Below are 25,178 nucleotides of genomic sequence, written 5' to 3'. Positions count from 1 at the left end.
TGAACAATACCGAGTGTTATATTATACTTGTAGTTACTTATTATAAAACAGTACTGAATAATAAACAGTAGTGGATGTCAATTAGAATAGGGTGAATGAATATTGAATGTACAATTTAAAAAAGGAGTTTTAGAACTTTGTGTTCTTGTCTTACTGGATAAGCAAGACCGTTATGGATATGAATTAGTTAGAAATATTTCCAATCAAATTGAAATATCAGAAGGGTCTGTTTATCCTCTACTTCGTAGATTAACTAAAGAAGAATATTTTACAACGTATTTACAGGAGTCTTCAGAAGGGCCTTCAAGGAAGTATTATGCACTGACGGATAAAGGTAGAACGTATTTGTACCAACTATTGGAGGAATGGAATGAGTTCTCACAAGGTGTCAATCAATTAATAAAAGAAGGTGTACGTAATGACGAAAAATAAATTTTTACAACAATTAAATGCATCTCTAAAAAGATTATCTGAAAAAGAGCGTGCAGATATTTTAAAAGATTATGAAGAACATTTTACTTTCGGATTAGAGGAAGGAAAAAGTGAAGAAGAAATTGTAGCTTCATTAGGTTCTCCAGCTCAAATCGCCAAAGAGTTATTAGCAGATTATCATATTGAGAAAGTAACAACAAGTGCAACAACAGGAAATGTTTTTCGTGCAATTTGGGCAGTAATTGGATTAGGTTTTTTCAATTTGTTAATCGTACTTGGACCTGCAATTACATTAGCGGCATTGATTTTTTCAGGTTGGGTTCTAGGTATCTCATTTTTAGGTGCACCATTACTTGTTTTAGTTGATACTATTATACATCCAAATACATTCTTGTTATTTAATCTTTTCGTTTCTTTAGCACTTTGTGGACTTGGATATTTCATTGTTATTGCTATGTTATTTTTAACGAAGCTATCAAAGAATGGATTTGTTCGTTATTTAAAGTTCAATATAGCACTAGTAAAAGGTGGTTTGAAGCATGATAAATAAAAAGAGTCTTTCAATCATTGCAGGTATTATTTTCATTATTGGCATTATCGGAAGTTTATTCACTTATCGTTCAATTGCTGCAGTACCAATTTCAGAAGAAAAGGTCATTAATAATAATGTGTCAAGCGTCATTATCGATACGAATAACGTTCGTGTTAACATCAACCCTACAACAGATAGTAACGTGAAAGTAAAATTAGATGGCGAGGTTAATCCAAACGTAAAAAAAACATTAGCTACGGATGAGAAAGATTCAACGCTTCTCATTTCTTATAAAGAAAAACAACAGAGCTGGTTCAATTTTAATATTTCTGAAGTATTGGCGCCATTAACATTAAATGTGTATCTACCTGAAAAACAATATGATTCATTAAAAGTTTCTAATAGTAATGGTTTCGTTTCTATAAAAAAATTACACACAACGTATTTGAATGCCAATACAAACAATGGACGTGTTGAATTAAAAGAAATCAATTCGCCAAAAATTATCGCGGAAACAAATAATGGAATTATGGGATTTAAAGATATAATAGCGCAAAATATTCATGTGCAGTCGAATAATGGGAGAATTATGCTAGAGCATGTTGAAGGTGAAATAGAGGGACAGTCTAAGAATGGAAGCCTTACCCTTAAAACAAATGAACTGGATCGAAATCTCAATTTCACGACTCACAATGGAAAAATCAATATTGAAACTGAAAAAGAACCAACAAATGTTCAATTTAATGTTTCTGTCCACAATGGCAGCGCGAATATCCTGGATAAATATAACGGAAATACGATTATTGGAAAGGGAGAAAATGTAATTAAATTAAACACACGTAACGGAAATATTGCAGTGAAAAAACAATAGCATATTACCTTTTATAATCTCAGCTCGCCACACATAAAGAGCAATAATAAATAAAAAAAGAACCGACTCCTTTTCTCAACATGTAGGTAGTCGGTTTTTTTATATGTAACATTCGGTTAAGTGTGTATCCTTTGTATATTTCAAAATACAAACAGTTGTTTTATTACTCTCGATTCTTAGGAAAATAACGAATAGTAATTAACAATGTAAGAAGAATTTGTGAATGACTCAAAAATAATCGTTGAAACAATGAAAGAAGAGAAGGAGTTTTTTTCTAACAGGAGGAATTTTTTACTGTGTACTTTATCCCAAATTAAATGTAAAGGTGGATACATAATGACAGTAAAGAAGCTTTATTTCCTTCCAGCTGGTCGGTGTATGTTAGATCATTCTTCTGTGAATAGTACACTCACACCGGGAAATTTATTGAATTTACCTGTATGGTGTTATCTTTTAGAGACAGAAGAGGGACCTATTTTAGTAGATACAGGTATGCCAGAAAGTGCAGTTAATAATGAAAACTTGTTTGAAGGGACATTTGCAGAAGGGCAGATTTTACCGGAAATGACTGAAGAAGATAGAATCGTCAATATTTTAAAACGTGTAGGGTATAAGCCGGAAGACCTTCTATATATTATTAATTCTCACTTGCATTTTGATCATGCAGGAGGAAACGGTGCTTTTACAAATACACCAATCATTGTGCAACGAGCGGAATATGAGGCAGCACTTCATAGAGAAGAATATATGAAAGAATGTATATTAACGCATTTGAACTACAAAATTATTGAAGGGGATTATGAAGTTATACCAGGTGTTCGGTTATTGTATACACCTGGTCATTCTCCAGGGCATCAGTCATTATTAATTGAGACGGAAAAATCCGGTCCTGTATTATTAACGATTGATGCATCTTATACGAAAGAAAATTTTGAAGATGAAGTGCCGTTTGCGGGATTTGATTCGGAATTAGCTTTATCTTCAATTAAGCGTTTAAAAGAAGTTGAGATGAAAGAGAAGCCGATTGTTTTCTTTGGACATGATATAGAACAGGAAAAGGGATGTAAAGTGTTCCCAGAATATATATAGTGGAAAAAGTCATGAGCTTACGTGCTCATGACTTTTTCGTTTAAATAATTTTTTTAAATAAGTTATAAACTTTTTTTGAACTATCTTTATTCAATTGATAATACGTAAGGGTTATATCATCAGGAGTATCTTGCTGAGCAATCATCACTTCGTTACTGTCATGATCAACTACCCATATGAAATATTTTTTATAAGTCCCATCCTCGAAAGTAATCCACATATCACAATCTATTAAATCTGATCCTTCTTCATCTAATGTTAATTTTCCTTTTTTTGCGGTATCCATACTATTAATAAACGTTTTTAATTCATCTGTTTTTGTGAGGAAGACATCCTTTTTTGTTTTAAGTGACTCGACATGTATATCTTTGATTTCCTGCTTTCCTAAAAAGACAGGAGGCTCATTTGGATCTCTTTGCGTTGAAATGATAGTCACTTTCTTTTTCGGTTTGTTTGCAGTATAAAGATCTTGAATAGATTTTCCGGAGTTTACAAACCATACGATTCCACAAATAATCAATGTGCTACAAAGCAGTAAAATGATTTTCTTAATAGAATATTCTCCTCTCTATTACTTCGTATGAAGAGCTTTTCTATTAATATATGATAGGTAAGCGTAAAGTATTATAGTTGAACGTGGCTATTCTTAACAGTTTTAAGGGGACGATCAACGAGTAAATTGTAAGTAAGCCCGACTAATACGAAAACACCGCCGATAATCTTTCCAGTTGAGAGTTCATTTGTCAGGAAGAAATCAATGATAGTCCCTGCAAATAATTGTCCGATAAAGATGAGTAACGTTAAATAAAATGCTGATATTTTAGGAGTAATATAGTTCGACAATGAAATAACGATAACGCCTACTAATCCGCCTAAATATACAGCGATAGGTATGGATTGTAACGTATGCATTGGAATATATAATGAATCTGAACTAAAAATTAAAAATAACATAGAGAAAAATAAGCCAGTAATATAATTGAAAAAAGTTCCTTCCCAATTGCCAATTTTCTTTGCTAAATTCGCGTTAATAATTCTAGCAACAACGATAGAAACACCAGCTAAAATAGCGATCGTAATATATAACATTTTCTTGCCCCCATTAATAAATTGTCATGATTATAATTCCAGAAGAGATGAAACATAATCCAATTAGCTTTTTCTTTTCAAACTTTGCAACTTTCATTCCTAATAAGCCGAAATGATCAATAACGATGGAAGCGATGGATTGGCCGAGTAAACTTAATGCAATCGTAATAGAGGCACCAAGGACGGAGAAACTTATATTATTAAACAGAACAGTGAATACTCCAATCGCCCCAGCGCTATATAAAAAAAATGGAATACTTTTATCAAAATGGATTTTATTTTTGTTTATGATTAAAATGAAAATAACTGCAATTAAACCGACAAGATGAATGACAACGCTTGCTGTATACTTGCCAATTAACTCAGATAAAATCCCATTCAATGGGAGCATAACGGCGATGAGCACACCAATAAAGACAGAAAGAAAGTTATACAATGTAATATCCCCTTTATATTTCATATTTGTAATGACTGTATCATGCTGAAATTGTGTATTACTATGACATATGTCATAGTGGAAGAAGAAAATTTTGATTACAATGGGGATGAGTTGTAAAGGTGGGGGATTATGAAGAAAGTATGTAATTCTATTAAATTAGCAGAGTATATGAAACAAAATAATATTGACTCCTTTTTTAGTAATGATATGAATCCGTATATGGAACTAATATTTTTTAAAAAGAATGAGTTTATTTGTAGAGAAAATGAAGAGATAGATTATTTATATTTTTTTGTTGAAGGAAAAGCGAAAGCGTTTAATACATTAAGTAACGGGAAATCTGTATTATTATGTTTTTATGACAGTTTGCAGTTACTTGGAGATGTGGAGTTAATTCATTCACAAAGGATCACTTCAAATGTACAAGTAATGGCAGATTCATATTGTGTTGCTTTACCATTAGGAAAAGTGAGAAACCAGCTATTTCACGATGCGAAATTTTTAAGATGTATTTGCGGATCGTTAGCACATAAATTAAACCGACTTTCAAAAAATAGTACAATTAATTTACTATATCCACTTGAAAATAGACTTGCGAGTTACATGTTAGCAGCAGGAGAACGAGCAGTACAGCACGGAAATAGAATTGTATTTAGTGGGAATTTAACGGAAACAGCGGAATTGTTAGGGACGAGTTATCGGCACTTATTACGTACATTAAATATTTTTTGTGATAAAGAGATTATAAAGAAAAACAATGGTTGCTTTGAAGTAGTGAATGTGGATGTTTTGAGGGAATTGGCGGCAGATGTTTATAAGTAGGAGAGGATTATAAATGATTACACCTATATTTAGAATTTTTGATATTGAAAAAGCAACGCTATTTTATTTGGATTTTTTAGGATTTAAAATGGATTGGGAACATCGGTATGAGGAGCATATGCCATTATATATACAAATTTCGTTACATGATGCTGTGATACATTTATCAGAACATCATGGTGATGCCTCACCAGGTGGTGCGATTCGGATCAAAATAGATGATGTAAAGGATTATCATTCTGTATTATTAAGTAAAGAACATGCTTATTCGAAGCTTGATATAGAAGAAACACCTTGGGGTACAATTGAATTAACTGTGATTGATCCGTTTTCAAATAGAATCGTATTTTATGAGGAGAGGGTTTAGAAATATTTTATCAAAATAGGGGGTTACAATGAAGGGGAGTTTACTTGATGGTAAACTGCTCTTTTTATTTTGAATACATATTGAATGATATAAAAATAAAATGTTATTATTATGGAAACGTATGAATACATGAACAAGTATTCATATGTTTAAGAGGAGGAGGGATTAGAGTGAAAGATCTAATTATTATTGGGGCGGGTCAAGCTGGATTAACAATGGGATACTACTTGAAGCAAGAAGGATATAATTTTTTACTACTCGAGGCAGGAAACCGAGTTGGTGATTCATGGAGAAATCGATATGATTCTTTGCAGCTTTTTACCCCAAGGTCTTACAGTAGCTTGCCAGGTATGGCGTTAATAGGTGAAAAAAATGAATTTCCATATAAAGATGAAATTGCAACTTATTTAGAAGAATATGCAAGGCACTTTCAATTACCGGTCCAAGTGCAAACCAAAGTTTTTAAAATAAATAAAGAAAGAGATATATTTGAATTACATACTCCTACAGAAATTCTACAAACGAAAAAAGTTATTATCGCAACAGGTGGTTTTCAGCAACCATTTATTCCCTCAGTTTCAGCAAATCTATCATCACATGTTTTTCAAATACATTCATCACAATATAAATCATCATCACAAATTCCTAAGGGGAAAGTACTAGTAGTAGGTGGCGGGAATTCAGGAATGCAAATTGCATTAGAACTTGCACAAACTCATGAAGTTACAATGTCTATTAGTCATCCTTTAACGTTTTTACCGTTACATATTTTTAGAAAAAGCATTTTTAGTTGGTTAAAAAAATTGGGTTTATTGTACGCTGAAGTAAATACAAAGAGGGGAAAATGGTTTCAGAAGAGAAAAGATCCCATTTTTGGTTTTGAAGGTAAGGAACTCATTCGTAATGGAGCAATTAAACTAGAGGGAAAAGTGGTTAGTGCATCAGAAAATGGCATTATGTTTCAAAATGGTGGTACGTATAGCGGAGGAAGCATTATATGGTCAACTGGTTTTATTCAGAACTATAAATGGATTGAAATAGAAAAGGCAGTGAATGAGAAAGGATTTCCTAATCATGTAAGAGGTATAAGTCCAGTAAAAGGATTGTATTATATCGGTTTGCCGTGGCAATCTCAAAGGGGCTCTGCACTTATTTGTGGTGTAGGAAAGGATGCAGCTTATTTACTTTCCGAAATCAAAAAAATAGATCAGTAGCAGCGACTACTGATCATCCATATGTACATGAATTAGGAGAGGTCAAACATTTATTAACTTTATTATAATTGATTTTCATAAGAATAAAAACTGAAAATTCTAATTTTATGTTGAGAAAGTTTTTTGTATCGAAATATATAAAAGAATAGGGATTTTTAGTAAAAGGAAATATGATATTTATATTTTAATAAATTGTGATATAGTTTATAAAGAGCAGATTACATAAAATGTTATTTTATTACATATAAAGGGAGGGGGATGATTGTGAAGTTTGATGATCAACGCTTACTAGGAATCCGATTAGGTTCGATGCTCGTAACAGAGGAAAATCAATATTTAGTAATTAAGAAAAAAAATCATTATGCATTATTGAACATACATACTCTAGAATGCACTCATGTTGAAGTGCAGCTAGAACATATTGAAGAAATGTTGCGGGAAGATTTCCAAGAAAGTATAAAAGAAATTATTGCACCAGAACATATAAAAATTGTTGCGAAAAATGTTATATAGAGAAAGAAGCTGGAAGAACAGCTTCTTTCTTTTTTATTATAAGGATAACGTTTTTATAACATCACCAATAATCCCTTCCATTTGATGAACACCTAAGTCAGCGTTCGTCATTATAACGGCACCATTACCTCGGTATGGATAGCATACCATTATACATTGAAATCCCACGCCCCATCCAAGTGAATAAATTTGTAAGTCCTCATCCGAATCATCTAGAAAAACACCTAATCCAGTCCATTTTGAGCAACCTTGAGGAGAAATCATGTCTTGTACTGTTTTTTGAGAAAGTTTTAGTTTTCCCTTTCCTTGTAAGGAATGAATGATTTCAATTACTAAAGTTGATAAGTCAGTTGGTGTTGTCCAAATGCCTGAAGCAGCTGCGAATGGATAAAATGGATACTTCTCATTTGTAACGGTGCCATCTTTATTATGTCCACAAGAGAATGTATCTAATTTATTTATATTTTTAGTAGAGAATACGGTACTATTCTTCAGTTGCAATGGCTGAAAGATATATTTTTCAAGTAAAAGATTGAATGGTTTTCCAGTTATATCTTCAAGTAGTAGTTCAATAATACAAAAGTTTGCATCAGAGTAGTGAAATTCACTTTCTGGTTCATAATTCAGGTCTATAGGTACTGGGCAATATGATGTTTTACCGGCAAGGAGTTCTGACATGTTTGGTCGCCCTTGTGCAAGTGTATAATTCTCAAAACTATTAGGAGGATCAATAATTCCAGATTGGTGACTTAATAAATTTCGCAACGTGATTTTTTTCTGTGAGGTAAGTAGATTGGTAGGTGTGTTCCAAGATGTGAGTCTATCATTTATGTCTTCATCTAAATGCACGATTTCTTGATCTGACAACGTCAGTACAAGCATTGTAGTGGAGAATTTACTAATTGAACAAGAATTGAATATAGAATTCATAGTGACAGTTCTATTTGTTCCAGCTTCAAGTGTTCCAAAAGCAATCGCTTCGTCTAGTTTGCCGTCACGTATAACGGCAAGACTTAACCCTGCAACGGAATATTGGCCCATTTTCTCGTATATATTGTTACTTTTTAAGTTCATAGTGACTCCTTCCTTCAAAAAAGACAGAATGTTAGTTCTATTATACAGTAGTAAATAGAGAGAATGAGAGAAAAAGAAAAAACTTCATCTTTTATCGATGAAGTTTTTAAGTTAATCCGAAGTGAATGTTTTAAGAAATTTGTCTCGGTACATGTACATTAACCATGAGATTGTTAGTAAGGAAATAATGACTTCTTTATTTTTAATTGGCTCATTGAAAATAAGCCAACCAACTATATCAAATAATAAATGTAGTGCAATTGAAAGAACTACAAATTGTAGTAATGTCTTAAAAAATCTTTTCATAAAGTGTCCCCTTAAAATATAAGGTTTTATCAACAGTGTTGTATATTACTATTATACATTAAATGTGTCATGTGGTAAAATTTACATAAGTTAGTGAAATAAAACAAATGAAAGCTAATGAGGAGGAATAGTCATGGAATTTTGGATGATCATACCGATAGCGATCTTTGGGTTTATTTATATCGTTGAAAAATTAAATAAAATTGAAAAGAAAACGGATGCACGTTTAAAGCGGATGGAAGATAGATTACAGCTAATTACGAAAGAAATGGGAATTGTAGATAGAGAACCCGAAATTAATAAAGAGTTGCGCCAGCTTATGGAAGAAGGAAAAACAGTTACAGCAGTTAAGAGAGTAAGAGAAGCATTTGGGTTTTCATTGTTAGAAGCGAAGCAATATGTTGATAAATTATAAAAAGATCATCCATTTGGGTGATCTTTTTTACTGAATCGTACATGTATTTATTTTTACATACAATGGATTTGTTGAAATAAGAAATTGTGGGAATATAAAAGCGAGGAGAAACAAGTTTCTCCTCGCTTTCTTCTAGCTATATTTAAATGCAAAGCTGTCGATTACACCTGCATACGTTACTGAGATTTTAATTCCAAGTATACAAATACCAGTACCGTCATAATTGCTATAACAACGTAAGTAGCATCAAGCATGATAAGTGTCTTTAAAGTTTCAGTCATCCTAATTCACCCCTGGTATAAAAATCATAAAGATAACAATGTACATGAAATTTCTTAAGTAGTTTCTATATAAATATATCATATAAATAATGTAAACAATGTTAAGATAATGTAAATGTATTGTAAATAAAGAGCTTTCCCATAAAATCGGTAATCAAAAAATAGCTAGTTGGTAATAGTTCTCTAAATCTATTAACTAGCTATTTGAAAGTACCAACAAAGATGTACATTTTTCAGTAATGTTTTTAGAGTCAATAAAAATATTATGTCAACAATATGAACTGTCACAAATTTTTATATATTATTGTGATTGATATCACATCCTTTTATTTCACCGGGTATTATGCTTAGTTTGTAAGCAATGATTGGGAGAGGGTGGGATGATATGTTTTGTTATCAATGTGAGCAAACCCCAACAGGCGGATGTAAAATAATAGGTGTTTGCGGAAAGAATGAAACAATTGCAAGTTTACAAGATACAATTGTGTTTGGGTTAAAAGGAATTGCAGCTTATCGTACGCATGCTGCTCAGCTAGGGTATACGGATGCATTTGTAGATGCTACAACGCAAGAAGCACTATATATGACATTAACAAATTCAAACTTTAATGAACAAGAACATATTGATATGGCTATGAAAGTAGGGAAATCAGCTTTACGAGTAATGGAGTTGTTGGATGAGGCACATACGAATCACTTTGGCGTTCCAGAGCCTGTTCAAATTACACAAAACCATGTAGAAGGTAAGGCGATTGTAGTTACTGGTCATAATTTATTTGCATTAGAAGAACTATTAAAGCAAACAGAAGGAAAAGACATTAATATTTATACGCATTCTGAAATGCTGCCAGCACACGGTTATCCGCAGCTGAAAAAATATAAACATTTAAAAGGGAATATTGGGAAGGCATGGTATGATCAACGACGTCTTTTCGAAAAATTTACAGGTGCTATATTAGCGACAACGAATTGTGTTATGCCAATTAAAGGATCATACTCTGATCGATTCTTTTCATATGATATTGCAGGTTTAGAGGGTGTACAAAAAATTGAAAATGATGATTTTGAACCATTGATTCAAAAAGCGCTAGAACTCCCAGAAGTACATATGGAGTCGGATGAGCAGTTAGTAACAGGGTTTCATCATAATACAGTATTATCATTAGCTCCGGAAATTATTAATGCAGTAAAAGAAGGAAAGATTAAGCGATTCTTTGTCATCGCAGGTTGTGATGCACCAGGAAAAGGCGGAGAATATTATCGTGAATTAGCAACGTCACTTCCGCCAGAAACAGTTATTTTAACAACTTCTTGCGGGAAATTCCGCTTTAATGATGTGAGTTATGGTGTTGTACCTGGTACAGAGATTCCGCGTTACATTGACTTAGGGCAATGCAATAATTCAATTTCTACAGTGAAAATAGCGGCTGCTTTAGCAGATGCTTTCCAATGTGAAGTGAATGAATTGCCAGTTAGTATTGTCTTATCATGGTTTGAACAAAAAGCGATTGCCATTTTACTTGGACTATTTAGTCTTGGTATTCAAGATATTCGTATCGGTCCAAAGGCGCCTGAATTTATTTCACCTGGCGTGCTTGATGTATTACAAGAAACATTCGGTTTAAAACTAATTACAACTGCAGCAGAAGATATGGATATGATGTTATCGTAACGAAAAAATGTTTTTATTTAATTATGGCTATATAAATCATTTGTATGTGCGTGAGTAAACGTACATACAAATGATTTATCTTATTAATAAAAGGAAGCTGCTATATCTATAAAATTTATGATTTTATAAGGCTTTTAAAGGGTCCCACCACATGCTCATCAACTTAAGATTTGTAAGTATCCCCAAAATGAAATTTCCACATGAATATATATAATTTCACCTCTTTTTCATTTGAATTGAAAATATTGAAAAAAGCCCAACTCATTTTGATTACACTTTTCAACATGTAGGGCTTTTTTTACTGTAACAAAAAGTTGGGGTACAGACGCATACCCATCAACCTTTTATTATAAAGTAACCTCTGAACGTATTATATTATTGTTTTTTCTTGCCAGACATAAAAATGATATATTTGTCTTGTTGATAATTAGTAAACAATATTATAAAATGTTTATGTATATACAAACTTATTTTATTTTCGTTTGGTTTTATTGGATATGCAGGAAAAGTTAATGATAATAAAATAATGGGTATATCACCTGCGAAAAGAGTGGAACTAATACGGAAAGGATGCGTTTGTTAAAAAATTAAAAAAGTAAGCATTGTTAGCTCTTGAAGAAAAATGAATAAAAAAGTTACAAGCATATGGAGAATAGGTGTATATAAAAAAGTCCTAAAGGGGGACGGAATTATGAAACAAAGAAAGTATTTGGTAACACCTCAAGATCGAATGAATTATGTATTAGGTCTTTATTCTGCAGATCAACAAATTAATGCAGTTCTTTATTTTTCTGTAGGTATATCAAAGGAAATACTTGAAGAATCAGTAAGGATAACGTTACAATTGCAGCCAGTTTTGAACAGCCGGTTTGTAGAAAATGATATTCCTTACTGGGAGGAACATTCATCTGGCACTAAATCACCCATTTTCTTTTTTGCAGAAGGAAATAATCAAGAACTTGAAATAATGGCAATGGATTTTATTAAGGAACCTGGTGATCGTATTGATGGGCCTATGGTTCAAACAAAATTATTACGAGGCACTACAATAGATATGTTAGTTGTGAAATTATCTCATCTATGTTCAGATGGTACAGGAGTCAAGGAATATATTAATTTACTTGGAACAATTTATACTCAACTTTCCTTGGGACGATCTAAGAATCAAATTATAAAGGAATTTGGTGAGGAAAATGAGAGTTTTCGAGATCAATCACATGTATTCAAATATGCTGGAATATCGGACATAAAAAGTGCGTATCGTCCTAACCAAGAACAACAGGCATCGTTATGGTCTTTTCCATCTAAACCTAATAAAAATAAATTCCCCCAAATGTCCGTACGACGGTTGAGCCATGAGCAAACTCTACGTCTAACCCAATGGGCAAAAGGACAACAGGCTACTTTGAATGATGTAATCATGGCTGCATACTTCCGAGCTTTATCACATTTCACTGTGTATGCAGAACCTCGCACCGCAGAAAAAATGATTGGTTTGACAATTGATTTACGTCGATATCTGCCTAATAATACAACTGGTGCTATTTGCAACTTATCCGGTATGGAAATGCCAGTGATTAAATTGGAAGAAGATGAAACATTTAATCAGACTCTTGTTCGAGTTAAACAATCAATGGATAAAATAAAGTCTCAAAATCCAGGTCTTTCTTCAGCTGCAGGAATGGAGCTACTGGCAGAAATGAAGCTATCTACAGTGAAAGAAATGTATAATCAGCAATACGAACAGGCTGTACAGATGGGGATGGCGTTGCCATTACTGACAAATTTGGGAGTAATCGCTGATGAAGCTATTCAGTTTGGTCAAATTCAAGCTGAGGACGGGTATATGACATCGCCTATTATGTATGCACCATTCTTTTCAATGGGAGCAAGCTCTTATAATGGAAGACTTACATTTACGATTGGTTATCATGCGCCGGCTACATCAAAAGAAAAGGTAGAAGAATTTTTAGATAGTGTTGTGAATCAACTATCAGAAATAAAATAAAAGAGAATATAGAGAAAAAATTTCTAGCAGAGTTGTATTTTAGGGGCTCGTATCATGTACGGCTAATCTCTGGAAATTTTCTCTGATCACACTTGCCTTTATGCTTTGTATACAAGGGGAATCGTAGTGAGAAACAATTTGTATCGTGAAAAAACAAGATATATCGGTATAAAAACAATAAAACAGAGCAGATTTAAATTACCCTTTGAATCAGCTCTGTTTTGCTAGTTTGATGGCCCTTACAACAAAAAATGTATATGTTTTTGTTGTAGAGCATTCTTTAACTTACTAGTTATATGGATAGTTCAACATAAAAAAAGTAGCCTGTATCCGATTGGGATATAGCGGATTTTAAATTTTTTTGAAAATAAAGTTGACATTCTCTCTACTTAGTCATACAATGTAGTTGTAATAAGTAATACTGAATAGTGTGGTTTTACTCAAAAGCTATTCAGTAAAAATTCGCCTTAGTACTCTGTGATACTGAATATAAGTCAGACAGAATAGGGGGTAAAGGAGGATCAGAACATGGAAAATTTAACTGAAATGCTGAAAGGTTCGCTGGAAGGGTGTGTGCTGGAAATCATTAGCCGCCGTGAAACGTATGGTTATGAGATTACCCGCCATTTAAATGATCTAGGGTTTACCGAAGTCGTGGAAGGAACGGTCTATACCATCCTCGTACGATTAGAGAAGAAAAAGCTTGTAAATATTGAAAAGAAACCATCAGATATGGGGCCGCCTCGTAAGTTTTATTCATTAAATGAGGATGGACGTCAGGAACTTGAATTGTTTTGGAAAAAATGGGATTTTGTATCGTCAAAAATTAACGTCTTGAAGTCAAACTAGCCTCATAATATTAAATGTTCCGGCTCGTATTTGGAGAGTTTCTTGTTCGGCTTTATAAAAAAGGAGGAAAATAAGATGTTGGAAATGTTCAAAAAATTAATTGGTGATAAAAAAGAGTACAAAATGATGATGGCACGTGTTGCAGCACTGCCAGAGGACTATCAGTTTGTGTTTAAGAAAATTCAAAACTACATGTGGAATTTTTCGACCGGAAACGGGATGGATATGCTGCACATTCAGTATGAATTAATTGATTTGTTTGAAGCCGGTGCAGCTGAAGGTAGAGAAGTGCTTGATATTACTGGGGAAGATGTGGCATCCTTTGCTGACGAACTAGTGGCAAATGCTAAAACGTATGTCTCTAAATATCGTGAAGATTTGAATGAAAGTATCATGAAAAAATTGAGAAAAAAATAAATGCAATAAGTAATACCGACTGATTAGCTGGTTACAAATGTGAACTACCGCCATCGCTATTCAGTTATATTTTTAAACCACTACTAAGTAATACGGATTATCAGTGATACTAAATAGAGGGTGAAGGTAATTTATTTTTATAAGGGGGAAAAAGTATGAGCAATGCAGCGATTTCTGTAAAAGGACTAAAAAAATCTTTTAAAGATAAAGAAGTTTTAAAGGGAGTGGATTTTGAGGTGCAGCGTGGCGAAATTTTCGCGCTGCTAGGTTCAAATGGTGCTGGCAAGACGACGACGGTCAACATCCTCTCGACGCTAATGAAGCAAGGTGGCGGTGAAGTAAGTATTTGCGGGTTTGATGTCCAGAGTCAACCAGATTATGTTCGCCAAAGCATCAGTTTGACAGGACAGTTCGCAGCTTTAGACGGTATGCTTACTGGCCGAGAAAACTTGATAATGATCGCCAAGTTACGTGGTATTTCTAATCCCGCTCAAGTCGCTGACAATCTACTTGCAAGATTTAGTCTGACTGATGCGGCAAACCAAAGGGCAGATCAGTATTCAGGCGGGATGAAGCGCCGGCTTGATATCGCGATGAGTTTGATTGGGGCGCCAGCAGTTATTTTTCTTGACGAACCAACTACTGGACTTGATCCGGAAGCGCGAATCGAAGTGTGGGATACAGTCAAGGAACTTGCTGGTGGAGGAACAACCATTTTACTAACAACCCAGTACTTGGAGGAAGCAGAACAACTAGCTGATCGTATCGCGATTTTGCATGGTGGAAAAATCATTACGACAGGCACTCTTACTGAATTGAAAGAGATGTTCCCGCCAGCAAAAGTAGAGTATATCGAGAAGCAGCCGACATTGGAAGAAATATTCCTTGCGATCATTGGCAAAAAGGAGGAGATGTAAATGAAAAGCAAAACAGGTGTATTACTTGGGCGCTTAATGCGCAATATTATGCGTAGTCCGGATACAATTATTACGGTAGCGATTACACCGATTATGATGATGCTATTGTTTGTTTATGTATTTGGTGGTGCTATACAGACAGGAACAGATAACTACGTCAATTATTTATTGCCGGGAATTTTGCTAATGGCGATTGCATCTGGTGTCGCTTATACATCCGTACGGTTGTTTTCAGATGTAAAGAGCGGGCTTATGGCACGTTTCATTACGATGCCTATCAAACGCTCATCGATATTGTGGGCTCACGTATTAACCTCACTCGTTGCTAATGTACTTACTATCGTGGTGGTTATTCTTGTTGCACTCTTAATGGGCTTTCGTTCCAGTGCTAATATTTTAGATTGGCTTGCAGTAGCTGGAATACTAGGGATGTTTACGTTAGCGCTAACATGGTTGGCTATCATTCCAGGGCTGAAAGCGAAGTCTATGGAAGGGGCAACAGCCTACTCGTACCCACTAATTTTCCTCCCATTTATTAGTTCGGCCTTCGTACCTACCGAAACGATGCCCAAAATTGTCCGTGCGTTTGCTGAGAATCAGCCTGTAACTTCAATCGTGAATGCGATTCGTGCTCTTTTATATGAAGGAACTATTGGCAACGATATTTGGATTGCACTTGCTTGGTGTGTAGGCATAATGATCATCTCTTACTTTTTCGCTAGTAAGGCATTTAAACGTCAGTTAGGGTAAGTAAATTAAATCTTCCGAAATAATATATATCTTTGAAAAAGCACGGGAAGGTTTTCCATGCTTTAATACTACATTCATGCTTCGCCTAATTGTAGTAGTTTTAAAGTAAATAGGAGAATAATAAATCAAATACACATGCCTTGAAGTGTAGTATGTTAACATTCAACTGAAATAAACAGAATATTCTATATGAAAATAGAGATTAAAGATGTTATGTGCTATATTTATACTTATAAGGTATAAAATGTATAAAACAATCGTTTAGGGGATGGAAAAGGGAGAGGTTCAAATGAAATGGTATTTATATACTCTCAAAAACTATGCGAAATTTAGTGGGAGAGCTACGAGAAAAGAGTACTGGATTTTTACTTTAGTTAATAAGGTTACGTTTTGGTCATTAATATATTTGGCCTCTTATTCTTCGTCTGCCTTTTACTTAAGAGCCAATATTACTTTGCTATTTATTGCAATTTTTATTGTTCCTACTCTGGCAGTGGGAGCTCGTCGATTACATGATAGTGGAAAAACGGGATGGTGGCAGCTATTAAATTTGGTGCCATTTGGAGGAGCGGTTCTACTTGTGTTTTGTATCATTGAAAGTGATGAAGGTGAGAATAAGTATGGACCAAATCCACATTCAAATCTTAAACAAGCAATTTAATGTGTTTATAGTAAACTCTAATATAAAAAGGTGTGAACTAAGAGCTAGTTCACACCTTTTTTATTGTATTATTCCTAGAAGCTTCGTTCAGCGATGATAGCAAATATAATGTTTTCCCTAGGTATTAGAAAAATATAGACAACTGGTAATGAATTAAACTCAATATTTTGGGGTTACACCAATCAATGCTTATGGGGAGTATAAACATAATCTCTCTTGTAAACCTGCTAATATTTCTTCAGGCATTTCCCTGATTGTAATATCCTTCCCTAGGAAAAGCACCCAATTTATTATTTCCATCACTTCATCGGAATTGTTAACATTAATAAATGTTTTTAAAATGGCTGTGGATTGGTAAGGATTTGTATAAGATATTGAAATTTTGAAAGGGTGGTATTTTTTGAACTGGGCAATTGCTTTTGGACCAAGTTCAAGTACAAGATTAATTGCTTCATCCTTCTTATTTAGTTTTTCTAAAATCTTTTTCTTATTTAGCTTTTTTTTCGTCGTGTATGGTTCGATATTGATGAGATGATCCACAGGAAACATCCTCTTCTTTTCTTCTTTTAAGTCAAACCCTTCAATGATCCATTGGCTTTTTTCTTGATACAGGTGTAATAGATAAATGGAATAAGACTTGATTTCTTTCTCTTCTTTGATGGTAATCAATAAATGGCTATCCAAAAGAAGCATTTGAATGAGTTTTTCTAACAAAGGGTGGGGGAGGTCAGAAAGTTCAAGTAAATCAGGATTATGAGGGTTAGTCCCTTCAAACAGCAAGAGTTGATTTAAAAGAACAATATCATCTTGCTGGGTTTCAGAGATAAGCCCTAACAGTTTTTCAGCTAAAGATTGACGACTTTTTAGATAGGGAAGTTGTTGATTTCTTGTAGCCATAAAAGCAATAAAAAGAGCTTTCACTTCGTTATCAGTAAAGCGAACAACGGGCAGGATAGAGTTATGCATGACAAAATATCCACCAGTCCTCCCAACTTCAGCGACAAGTGGCATGCCCATAGCTTCAATTTCTCTAATGTCTCTAATAGCTGTCGATCGTGATATGTTAAATTCTCGTATGATTTCTGAAATTGTAAAGTGGGAGCGGTTGTTGATATACCGCATAATTGTATTAATCCGTTCAACTTTTTTCATTTTAGTCTCCTAAACAGTATCATTTTTTGACATGATTTAAAGATATTATAAACTCATCAGATGAAAAGAGAAATCATTTGATTCATTTTAAAAAAGGAAGGTTTTGAATATGAAAAATTATACGATTGAAGAAAAAGATAGCTTTATTGTGTTAGGTATTGGAACTGAAATTAAAAGTGAATATACAGATTTTGTTGGAATCAATAAAGAAAAGGAAGACTTTTGGTCGGCTGTTAAAGAAGATGGGAGGCTGGATACTTTAAAAGCTCTAGCTACAAATGATTACATTTTTTCTGTGAGCGAAGCGGTGAATAACAAGATGATGTATTATGCGGGTGTTATGACAGAAGCACAAATAGAAGAAGAATCTAGAGTGATCCAGTTTCCTAAGGGAGAATACTTAGTAGTAAAAGGGGAAGACAAAACAGCTGAAGAGTTAAGTAATAAGCTTACTGGCATCGCCTTCGGTCAGGCCTTACGAGAAGCAACAGATTTTGCTTATGTTGGTGGGCCAAATACAACGGTTGAGATGGGGGAAAGAAACGGTTTAGTATTTGGTGAAATGTGGATTCCGGTTGTTAGGAAGTAAAAAGATAAAAGGTTCAATTAAGGAAAGTAAAGGCTAACAATCTTGAATTGTTGGCCTTTTTGACATGAATATAATATTCATAACCTACTACACATTATGTTCTGATAAAATAGAATAAAAGGGAATTATTGTAAGGTGGTGGTGGAGTGAATAAAAAAAGACTATTTGAGCTATTTATAGTAACGTTTGTTTTTCTATTCCTTCATGTAAGCACATTTACTAATGAAAAATTTAATGATAAATTGGGTTCCTTTACTTTCTTTGTGCTATTTCTTATGGTTTATATCCATGCTAAATTTATAGACCGGTATTTTGATGATATACAAAAGTGGATTCGAAATATCACATTTTGTTTTGCTTTGTTAGTTGTTATTGGATTATCACTATGGATCGGTTACTTTTAATCCTTACTTAAGAGAATGAGAAGTATGTGATTACAATACATTTAACCCGATAATATTCCTTAGCTACATCGGCTTATATTAATCTTTTCTCTCCTCACTCATGATAAAATGTACAATAGGAAATTTTATGTAAGATAAAGGGGGAAGGTTTATGGTCAGCTTGAGTACTTTGATAGCTTTTGCAATTGTTTCGCTTAGCATGGTTTGTTCACCGGGGCCTAATATGATTTATCTCATTTCCCGTTCCATTACGCAGGGACGTATGGCAGGATTTATTTCTTTATTGGGCATCATGCTTGGTTTCGTAATCTATATAATCGCAACAATGTTCGGACTTACAGTTCTTTTCCTCGCCGTTCCCGCTGTCTATGAAGCAGTCAAATGGGCAGGTGCCGCTTACTTGCTCTGGCTAGCTTGGAATTCGATTAAACCTGGTGCTACATCTATTATGGAGCCTAGTACGATTTCTAATGAGCCGCCACGGAAATTATTTTTGATGGGACTCATGACCAATCTTCTGAATCCAAAGATTGCTATTTTGTATGTATCACTTCTACCTCAATTTGAAGATCCTGAGAAGGGATCGTTGCTTCTACAAGGTGCAGTTTTGGGTCTTACGCAAATCACTGTTAGTTTTATAGTCAACCTCCTAATTGTGTTGACAGCAAGTCGGATTGCGAAATGGTTTGGCACACGCCCAACGTGGCTACGAGTGCAGCGTTGGCTTATGGCAAGTGTTTTAACGGGGCTTGCTGTACGTCTTGCTTTTGAACGTCGACAGTAAGAGAAGAGGTATGTAAAAAAACAAATTGGTTGTATGCATAATATACAACGTCTAAAAAGCTACCTTTGCTAAAAACTATTCACCCCTCTCATAAACAGAAGCCACTTTTTATGAGAGGGATTTATTCAATTTAAGTCTATAAAAATTGAATGAAAGCAATATAAGTTCTCACTTATTTAGAATAAGAGGAAAGATGATGTTTTATTTGTTCAATAAAATACTGATGATGTATATTATCGTTAGATACTCGACTTGCCATAATAGCGCCCTCCATTGAAGATGCAAGAAAGGAAGCGAGCGATATAATGTCTATATCTTCTTTAAGTTCTTGTTTCTCTATTCCTTCTTTTATGAGAGAAGCCATTAACATTACTGTATCATCATAGCCTTTTGCTGCTGCTTTTTGTAATTCTGGAAATACTCCAGTACTTTCAATTGCACTATTAAGCAATGGACAGCCTCCAGCAATAGGGGGATTATTAGCTGCATCTTGATATACAAGGAAAATTGCAAGGATTTTATCAATTGCTGTCTTTTTATTTTCCATTGCTTTATGAAAATGACTCCACATAATCTCACCACTTTTGTCGTAGGCAGCAAGGACAATTTCTTCTTTATTTTTGAATCTACGATAAATAGATCCTTTAGGTAGTTCAGTAGCTGTCATTATATCCTGGATGGATGTGCGAGTTATTCCATTGGTATTAAATAAATATAAAGATGTTTCAATAATCTTTTCTTTTACCGTATCAACTTTAGTCATGCTTTGTAATCCTCCTAATAAAAATGAGCTTAATATTTTAGGTAATGTTTACCCTCTATTTTCTTGATTTTTTTGTAAGTATAAATAAGTTTGGAGTAAAAAATATCATATCAATCCCTATCTTATGGAAACCTCAAACGATACAGTTTGAAAAGAGGTTAATCAAATTGTAGTATCTGTATTATTCGAGTGAATTTTCTGTCAAAAAAACGTGACCAATTGTTTAATTGAGTCACTTTATACAAATAATTTTACTTGAAATCGTATAATGTGTAAAAATATATAGTTAATTTTAACGTATAGACATATGAGTAGTATATATAATTTTAATTAATATGTTTAGCTAAAATGTTTGAACTACTCCCACTTTCATTTTGTTTAATTAGGATATCTTCTGGTTAAAAGCCGTATCATTTCATACTATAAAAGATTAATCGTTAATAATGAATGAGTACGGGAATTTGATTGTAAATAAGAAACTGAGGTATAAATTTATTTGTTTTTTCCCGTTTTGATTGTGTTAATAATTTGTAAAGGGGGTTTGAAAAACTAGAAACTTATAGTATCATTAGATTCCGGACCGAACCGTCCGGTTTGAAATCTTATATAAATATATTTAGAAGGAGTACGTTATGCAGAAAGAAAATTCAAAGATTCTAGGTAATTTCATTATGGAGGTAATAAAGTGAACTTTATTAAAATGAATACAAAAGAACTTATTATGCTAATAGTTTATACAATGTTTGCATTACTTCAAATTGGCTTGTTCATATTATTTGGCATATCACTTTTAACTAACAGCAATTTAGTTGAATCAGAATTTGCTCTTAGTGCCATCGGTTTGACTGTACCTGCTATTGTAGGAATAATTTTCTTTAGGAAAGAAATTATTGAAAGTTTTACTTATTTTAAAGAGAAGACAATTTTGAAAATAGTAAGTATTCCTATGGTGGTTTTATTTACGGTAATTGTAGAACAGGCTGTTATGCGTTTTCTAGCAACTGGTCAGCCAGAGAACCAAGAACAGCTCCTTGAAACGGGCGCGGAGATACCTCTTATATTTACATTGCTTGTATTTGGTATTCTAGGTCCAATACTTGAAGAAATTATATTTCGTTATATAATATTAAATCGTTTTTCACATTATATTGGTACTGCTATTGCATCTATCATTTCGATTATAATTTTTACACTTCTTCATACGAACCAGATTTCGGATATTGCTATTTATTTACCTGGTGCAGTGATACTTACTGCGGCTTATCTTATTTCTAAAAGATCCCTTGCATATGTCATGGCGATACATATATTAAACAATTGCCTTGGTTTCATTCTGTAAGAAATTAAACTTAGCTCTGTTACGAAGTTGAAAACTAGATACAGATATTGATAAATGAGGAGTACAATTTAGACAGTGACTTATGATTCATGTAATTCCTTATACTTCAAAAAACCACAGTTTGGGTGTAAACTGTGGTTTTTTATATAGAGGCCCCACACCTCGCAAACAAGTTAAGCTCATACAACGTCAATTTTGATCTTGTTAGCTTAATAGTAGCCCTATTACAATTAAAAAAATATGTCCATATTGTTTTAATTACTTTTTTAATAATATAACTTAATAAATTTCAATATATGTTATGTATAACAGATATTTTATTTAATAAAATAGGGGGAATATCATGGCTGAAACAAATGAATCTTCAAGAAGCTATTTACAAAAAGATGTGAAGTTTTCTATTATAATTCCTGCACATAATGAAGAAAAGTACATTAGAAAATGTTTAGATTCAATTGCAAAGGCATCAGAGGCATATAAAGAGCAAACGGAAGTTATAGTTGTTTTAAATCGTTGCACAGATAAAACAGAGGAAATAGCAAAATCTTATAATTGTATTACATTGAAAAATAACGATAAAAACTTATCTAAAATCCGAAATGCAGGGGCAGAAATAGCTAGTGGAGAAATAATCGTTACTATAGACGCTGATACTATAATGACAGAGTCCGTGTTGTCTAATGTAGATAAATATTTATCTTCAGGTAAATACATTGGTGGTGGGGTGAATGGGAAGTTTGAAAGAATATCTTTAGGAATATTCTTTTCTGCAATGTTAATAATAATCCCCTTACTTTTTAAGTATGGAGCTATATCTGTAGGGATTTTTTGGTGCTATAAAAAAGATTTTATGGCAATTAACGGATTTAATGAAAACATGCTTATGGCAGAAGATGCAGATTTTGCTAAACGATTAAAAGAATGGGGAAAGCGAAATAATAAGAAATTCGGTACCATTAAAAATGGAATGATAACTTCATGCAGAAGATTTGATACATATGGAGACTGGGACTTATTTAAAAATCCAAAAGTAATATTAGCTTATATAAAAGGAAATGATCAAAAATATGCAGATAAGACATATTATGATAATCAAGAAAGATAACGATAGAGAAAATCGGCAGGAAATAGTGAGAACAGCAGATTTTCTTATACATAATGAGAGCCCAACTTAATTTAATAGATGTGATAAGAAAACCATCAATTTGATTAGTCCTTTTTCAAATCAATGGTTTTTATTTTTGAAATAAAAATCTATTTTTTTATAAAAATATTTTTTGACCCCCATAAAACTTTGTATTGCTCCGAATATGTATAGTGAAGAAAATAAATAGAAGAAAACTGACCTTGAAAGAATATTGAAGTGTTAATAAAATTACTAGATTAAGTGGGGCATCCGAAATAAAAGGGTGAAATTACCAATGATATAGAGAAGAGTTATTCAAGGATTGCAGATAAAATAGAAACAGAGCAAGCAAAACAAGGGGAAGAAAATAAGAAAGTACATTAAAATATAAGCTGAACTATAGTGCCGAGAGAAAAGCAAGATCATTAGGAAAACAGTGAAAAAAGTTAGTCTCGAAAAAATATAAGTAACAGCAAGAAGACAAGACCAAAGAAAAGTACTAACAAAATGTGGTTAAATGGTCACTTGTTTAGTGACCATTTTTCTATTTAAAGCAGAAGGAGGCTGAGAGATTACCAGTGTTGAGTTTAGTAATGAAGATCTTAAGAAAACCAAAAATAGAAGATATCGTATGTAACATACAAAACAATGGAGAAGATAAGGAAGCCTTTATCGTTCAGTATCAGCCTTTTATTAGAAAATCAATATCGTCTGTCTGCCGCCGATATATTACAGAACAGGATGATGAATATAGTATTGGATTGTTTGCGTTTAACGAAGCAATTGAACAGTATTCGTATAAAAAAGGAAAATCTTTTCTAGCGTTTGCTGATCTTCTTATAAAAAGAGATGTAATTGACTATATACGCAAGGAGTCTAAGCATAACCGTGTCTTTTTAAAAGAAGATGAGCAAGAGGAAATGTTAGAAATGCAAGTATCGCTTACAGAGTATATGAAAGAGATGGACAATAGTAATCGTAAGGAAGAAATTCTTCATTTTCAAAGTGTGTTAGCTGAGTTTAAAATCACATTTTCAGAGCTTGCTAAAGAATCTCCTAAGCATCGTGACACGCGTGAGCACTTAATAGAAATTGTGAAGATGATTATAAAAGAAGAGGAAATGATGGAGGAGCTGTTCCGAAAGAAAAAGTTACCGCTTAAACATATTGAACCGCGTGTTAGGGTAAGTCGTAAAACGTTGGAGCGGCATAGAAAATATATCATTGCAATGTGTATTATCTTCGCAAACAACTATACATACATTCTTGATTATATAAGGGGAGGGAAGCATGATGAATAAAGGAATTGTGATGGATATAAAAAAACATAGCGTAGTTGTTTTAACACCAAATGGAGAGTTTATTACGTGTAAAAGAAAAGGGGATTCTTGCATGATTGGAGAGGAAATCTCGTTTGAAGAACAAGAACAAAAAGCATCACGTTTTTCAATCCCTTATTTCTTAAAGCCGGCATCATTACTTGTTGCTTGTTTTCTATGTGCGCTGTTATTTTTCTACAACCAACCGGAAGAAAAAGTATTTGCTTACGTCTCAGTTGATATAAATCCAAGTTTAGAGGTGAGCGTAACGAAGGATCTTCGCGTTATAGATTTGCAAGCTTGTAATGATGATGGAAGGCGTATTTTAAAAGAATTGAAGCAATGGGAAAATAAACAATTGCAAGACGTAATACGTACGATTATAAAGCAAAGTCAAGAGGATAAGTATTTAACGAATGATAAGCAAGTTATGCTAACGGCTGTTGCAAAGGACAAGTTGCTAGAACCACAGTTGGTAAAGGAAATGAAAGAATTAAAGAAAGAATATGAGCTAAAACATATTACAGTCGAATATCAAAGTAGCACGATGCAAGTACGAGAGGATGCTAGAAAGGCTGGAATTGGCACAGGAGTCTATATAAAGCAAGAGAATGAGAAGAACAAATCGCTTACTCCACCTGCCACGCCGTCTAATCCAGTGGAAAACGAAGAAGAGGTGCAATCGCAGCAGGAGTCAGCTCCTGATGCATCACCAGATTTGTCTCCTGTAAAAGAAAAAAAATATGAGAAACCAGAGCATAAAGAACAAAAGAAACCAGAGGAACAGCCATCTAGGCAAATAAAAGAAAATAAGGGTAGAGGATCTCAGCAAGAAAATAGAGGGAATCAGCAGGAGAATAACGGTAGAGAATCTCAACAAGGAAATAATGGAAATCAGCAAGGGAACAATGGAAGAGGATCTCAACAAGGAAATAATGGAAATCAGCAAGGGAACAATGGTAGAGATCCTCAACAAGGAAATAA

Annotated in this window: 30 protein-coding genes; 23 read left to right on the top strand and 7 right to left on the bottom strand. The window is 33.5% G+C overall.

Features of this window, described 5'->3' with window-relative positions:
- Nucleotides 1-102 precede the first annotated feature (102 nt).
- The 4 genes from V7S50_RS18305 to aiiA all read left to right on the top strand — a co-directional run bounded on the left by V7S50_RS18305 (nt 103) and on the right by aiiA (nt 2,924).
- Nucleotides 103-432 carry a PadR family transcriptional regulator gene (locus V7S50_RS18305; RefSeq protein WP_063221943.1) on the top strand — a complete coding sequence of 110 codons (330 nt, stop codon included), beginning with the start codon at nt 103-105 and terminating at the stop codon, nt 430-432.
- Entirely contained in the window at nt 419-982 is a 564-nt protein-coding gene (locus tag V7S50_RS18300; RefSeq protein ID WP_242256286.1) for an HAAS signaling domain-containing protein, read from the top strand. Before V7S50_RS18305 ends, V7S50_RS18300 begins: the two co-directional genes overlap by 14 nt.
- Nucleotides 972-1,835, top strand: coding sequence for a DUF4097 family beta strand repeat-containing protein (locus V7S50_RS18295; RefSeq protein WP_242256285.1), 864 nt, complete (start codon nt 972-974; stop codon nt 1,833-1,835). Before V7S50_RS18300 ends, V7S50_RS18295 begins: the two co-directional genes overlap by 11 nt.
- A gap of 336 nt (nt 1,836-2,171) precedes the next feature.
- Nucleotides 2,172-2,924: a quorum-quenching N-acyl homoserine lactonase AiiA gene (aiiA, locus tag V7S50_RS18290; protein WP_063221940.1), complete on the top strand. Its 753-nt coding sequence runs from the start codon at nt 2,172-2,174 to the stop codon at nt 2,922-2,924.
- Between the two features lie 40 nt (nt 2,925-2,964).
- On the opposite strand, the gene V7S50_RS18285 is transcribed toward aiiA, so the two are convergent.
- From V7S50_RS18285 to V7S50_RS18275, 3 genes are all read right to left on the bottom strand, one after another.
- Nucleotides 2,965-3,459 carry a hypothetical protein gene (locus V7S50_RS18285; protein ID WP_142332879.1) on the bottom strand — a complete coding sequence of 165 codons (495 nt, stop codon included), beginning with the start codon at nt 3,457-3,459 and terminating at the stop codon, nt 2,965-2,967.
- An 89-nt stretch (nt 3,460-3,548) separates the two neighbouring features.
- On the bottom strand, nt 3,549-4,013 hold the full coding sequence (locus tag V7S50_RS18280; RefSeq protein WP_063221938.1) for a DMT family transporter: 465 nt from the start codon (nt 4,011-4,013) through the stop codon (nt 3,549-3,551).
- Between the two features lie 13 nt (nt 4,014-4,026).
- Nucleotides 4,027-4,473 (bottom strand): DMT family transporter, encoded by a 447-nt coding sequence (locus V7S50_RS18275; protein WP_242256284.1) that lies wholly within the window; start codon nt 4,471-4,473, stop codon nt 4,027-4,029.
- Between the two features lie 108 nt (nt 4,474-4,581).
- On the opposite strand from V7S50_RS18275, the gene yeiL reads away from it, so the two are divergent.
- The 4 genes from yeiL (at nt 4,582) to V7S50_RS18255 (ending at nt 7,368) form a co-directional block, all read left to right on the top strand.
- Nucleotides 4,582-5,274, top strand: a complete 693-nt coding sequence (yeiL, locus tag V7S50_RS18270) for a transcriptional regulator YeiL (protein ID WP_063221936.1) — start codon at nt 4,582-4,584, stop codon at nt 5,272-5,274.
- Between the two features lie 13 nt (nt 5,275-5,287).
- A complete protein-coding gene (locus V7S50_RS18265) occupies nt 5,288-5,641 on the top strand; it encodes a glyoxalase superfamily protein (RefSeq protein WP_242256282.1) in 354 nt (117 codons plus the stop codon).
- 170 nt (nt 5,642-5,811) lie between these two features.
- Complete coding sequence (locus V7S50_RS18260) at nt 5,812-6,855, top strand: flavin-containing monooxygenase (RefSeq protein ID WP_242256281.1); 1,044 nt, start codon at nt 5,812-5,814, stop codon at nt 6,853-6,855.
- 264 nt (nt 6,856-7,119) lie between these two features.
- Complete coding sequence (locus tag V7S50_RS18255) at nt 7,120-7,368, top strand: hypothetical protein (RefSeq protein WP_242256279.1); 249 nt, start codon at nt 7,120-7,122, stop codon at nt 7,366-7,368.
- 36 nt (nt 7,369-7,404) lie between these two features.
- Here the strand turns inward: V7S50_RS18255 and V7S50_RS18250 are convergent, their stop codons facing one another.
- Complete coding sequence (locus V7S50_RS18250; RefSeq protein WP_242256277.1) at nt 7,405-8,442, bottom strand: serine hydrolase domain-containing protein; 1,038 nt, start codon at nt 8,440-8,442, stop codon at nt 7,405-7,407.
- A gap of 111 nt (nt 8,443-8,553) precedes the next feature.
- The gene (locus V7S50_RS18245) at nt 8,554-8,748 is read right to left on the bottom strand and encodes a hypothetical protein (RefSeq protein ID WP_242256275.1); all 195 of its coding nucleotides are present in this window, start codon (nt 8,746-8,748) and stop codon (nt 8,554-8,556) included.
- A 133-nt stretch (nt 8,749-8,881) separates the two neighbouring features.
- On the opposite strand from V7S50_RS18245, the gene V7S50_RS18240 reads away from it, so the two are divergent.
- The 8 genes from V7S50_RS18240 to V7S50_RS18205 all read left to right on the top strand — a co-directional run bounded on the left by V7S50_RS18240 (nt 8,882) and on the right by V7S50_RS18205 (nt 16,718).
- Nucleotides 8,882-9,163: a hypothetical protein gene (locus tag V7S50_RS18240; protein WP_000397700.1), complete on the top strand. Its 282-nt coding sequence runs from the start codon at nt 8,882-8,884 to the stop codon at nt 9,161-9,163.
- Between the two features lie 666 nt (nt 9,164-9,829).
- Nucleotides 9,830-11,116: a hydroxylamine reductase gene (hcp, locus tag V7S50_RS18235; RefSeq protein WP_242256273.1), complete on the top strand. Its 1,287-nt coding sequence runs from the start codon at nt 9,830-9,832 to the stop codon at nt 11,114-11,116.
- Between the two features lie 691 nt (nt 11,117-11,807).
- Nucleotides 11,808-13,124, top strand: coding sequence for a condensation domain-containing protein (locus V7S50_RS18230; RefSeq protein WP_242256271.1), 1,317 nt, complete (start codon nt 11,808-11,810; stop codon nt 13,122-13,124).
- 528 nt (nt 13,125-13,652) lie between these two features.
- Entirely contained in the window at nt 13,653-13,973 is a 321-nt protein-coding gene (locus V7S50_RS18225; protein ID WP_000429486.1) for a PadR family transcriptional regulator, read from the top strand.
- Nucleotides 13,974-14,048: 75 nt separating this feature from the next.
- On the top strand, nt 14,049-14,390 hold the full coding sequence (locus tag V7S50_RS18220; protein ID WP_063221928.1) for a DUF1048 domain-containing protein: 342 nt from the start codon (nt 14,049-14,051) through the stop codon (nt 14,388-14,390).
- A gap of 155 nt (nt 14,391-14,545) precedes the next feature.
- Nucleotides 14,546-15,307 carry an ABC transporter ATP-binding protein gene (locus V7S50_RS18215; protein ID WP_242256269.1) on the top strand — a complete coding sequence of 254 codons (762 nt, stop codon included), beginning with the start codon at nt 14,546-14,548 and terminating at the stop codon, nt 15,305-15,307.
- Nucleotides 15,308-16,057: an ABC transporter permease gene (locus tag V7S50_RS18210; RefSeq protein ID WP_242256267.1), complete on the top strand. Its 750-nt coding sequence runs from the start codon at nt 15,308-15,310 to the stop codon at nt 16,055-16,057.
- A 289-nt stretch (nt 16,058-16,346) separates the two neighbouring features.
- A complete protein-coding gene (locus V7S50_RS18205) occupies nt 16,347-16,718 on the top strand; it encodes a DUF805 domain-containing protein (RefSeq protein WP_063221925.1) in 372 nt (123 codons plus the stop codon).
- A gap of 189 nt (nt 16,719-16,907) precedes the next feature.
- On the opposite strand, the gene V7S50_RS18200 is transcribed toward V7S50_RS18205, so the two are convergent.
- Nucleotides 16,908-17,870, bottom strand: a complete 963-nt coding sequence (locus V7S50_RS18200) for a helix-turn-helix transcriptional regulator (RefSeq protein WP_242256266.1) — start codon at nt 17,868-17,870, stop codon at nt 16,908-16,910.
- 109 nt (nt 17,871-17,979) lie between these two features.
- Between V7S50_RS18200 and V7S50_RS18195 the strand changes: the two genes are divergently transcribed.
- The 3 genes from V7S50_RS18195 (at nt 17,980) to V7S50_RS18185 (ending at nt 19,647) form a co-directional block, all read left to right on the top strand.
- Nucleotides 17,980-18,459, top strand: a complete 480-nt coding sequence (locus V7S50_RS18195) for a GyrI-like domain-containing protein (RefSeq protein WP_063221923.1) — start codon at nt 17,980-17,982, stop codon at nt 18,457-18,459.
- 146 nt (nt 18,460-18,605) lie between these two features.
- Nucleotides 18,606-18,863, top strand: coding sequence for a DUF3963 domain-containing protein (locus V7S50_RS18190; RefSeq protein ID WP_242256264.1), 258 nt, complete (start codon nt 18,606-18,608; stop codon nt 18,861-18,863).
- 151 nt (nt 18,864-19,014) lie between these two features.
- Nucleotides 19,015-19,647 (top strand): LysE family translocator, encoded by a 633-nt coding sequence (locus V7S50_RS18185; RefSeq protein WP_142332878.1) that lies wholly within the window; start codon nt 19,015-19,017, stop codon nt 19,645-19,647.
- 172 nt (nt 19,648-19,819) lie between these two features.
- Here the strand turns inward: V7S50_RS18185 and V7S50_RS18180 are convergent, their stop codons facing one another.
- The gene (locus tag V7S50_RS18180) at nt 19,820-20,410 is read right to left on the bottom strand and encodes a TetR/AcrR family transcriptional regulator (protein WP_242256262.1); all 591 of its coding nucleotides are present in this window, start codon (nt 20,408-20,410) and stop codon (nt 19,820-19,822) included.
- A gap of 685 nt (nt 20,411-21,095) precedes the next feature.
- On the opposite strand from V7S50_RS18180, the gene V7S50_RS18175 reads away from it, so the two are divergent.
- The 4 genes from V7S50_RS18175 to V7S50_RS18160 form a co-directional block, all read left to right on the top strand.
- Nucleotides 21,096-21,749 carry a CPBP family intramembrane glutamic endopeptidase gene (locus V7S50_RS18175; protein ID WP_242256260.1) on the top strand — a complete coding sequence of 218 codons (654 nt, stop codon included), beginning with the start codon at nt 21,096-21,098 and terminating at the stop codon, nt 21,747-21,749.
- 343 nt (nt 21,750-22,092) lie between these two features.
- The gene (locus tag V7S50_RS18170; protein ID WP_242256258.1) at nt 22,093-22,854 is read left to right on the top strand and encodes a glycosyltransferase; all 762 of its coding nucleotides are present in this window, start codon (nt 22,093-22,095) and stop codon (nt 22,852-22,854) included.
- Between the two features lie 599 nt (nt 22,855-23,453).
- Complete coding sequence (sigI, locus tag V7S50_RS18165) at nt 23,454-24,176, top strand: RNA polymerase sigma factor SigI (RefSeq protein WP_098225048.1); 723 nt, start codon at nt 23,454-23,456, stop codon at nt 24,174-24,176.
- Nucleotides 24,166-25,178 (top strand): anti-sigma factor domain-containing protein (locus V7S50_RS18160; protein ID WP_336376462.1); only part of this gene is annotated, 1,013 nt, incomplete at its 3' end. The genes sigI and V7S50_RS18160, both read left to right, overlap by 11 nt.

It is taken from the genome of Bacillus sp. CCNWLW194 (assembly GCF_037120585.1).
Taxonomy (GTDB): Bacteria; Bacillota; Bacilli; order Bacillales; family Bacillaceae_G; genus Bacillus_A; species Bacillus_A basilensis.
Note: the sequence above shows the minus strand (reverse complement) of the source record. Positions and strands in the feature narration are given on the sequence as shown.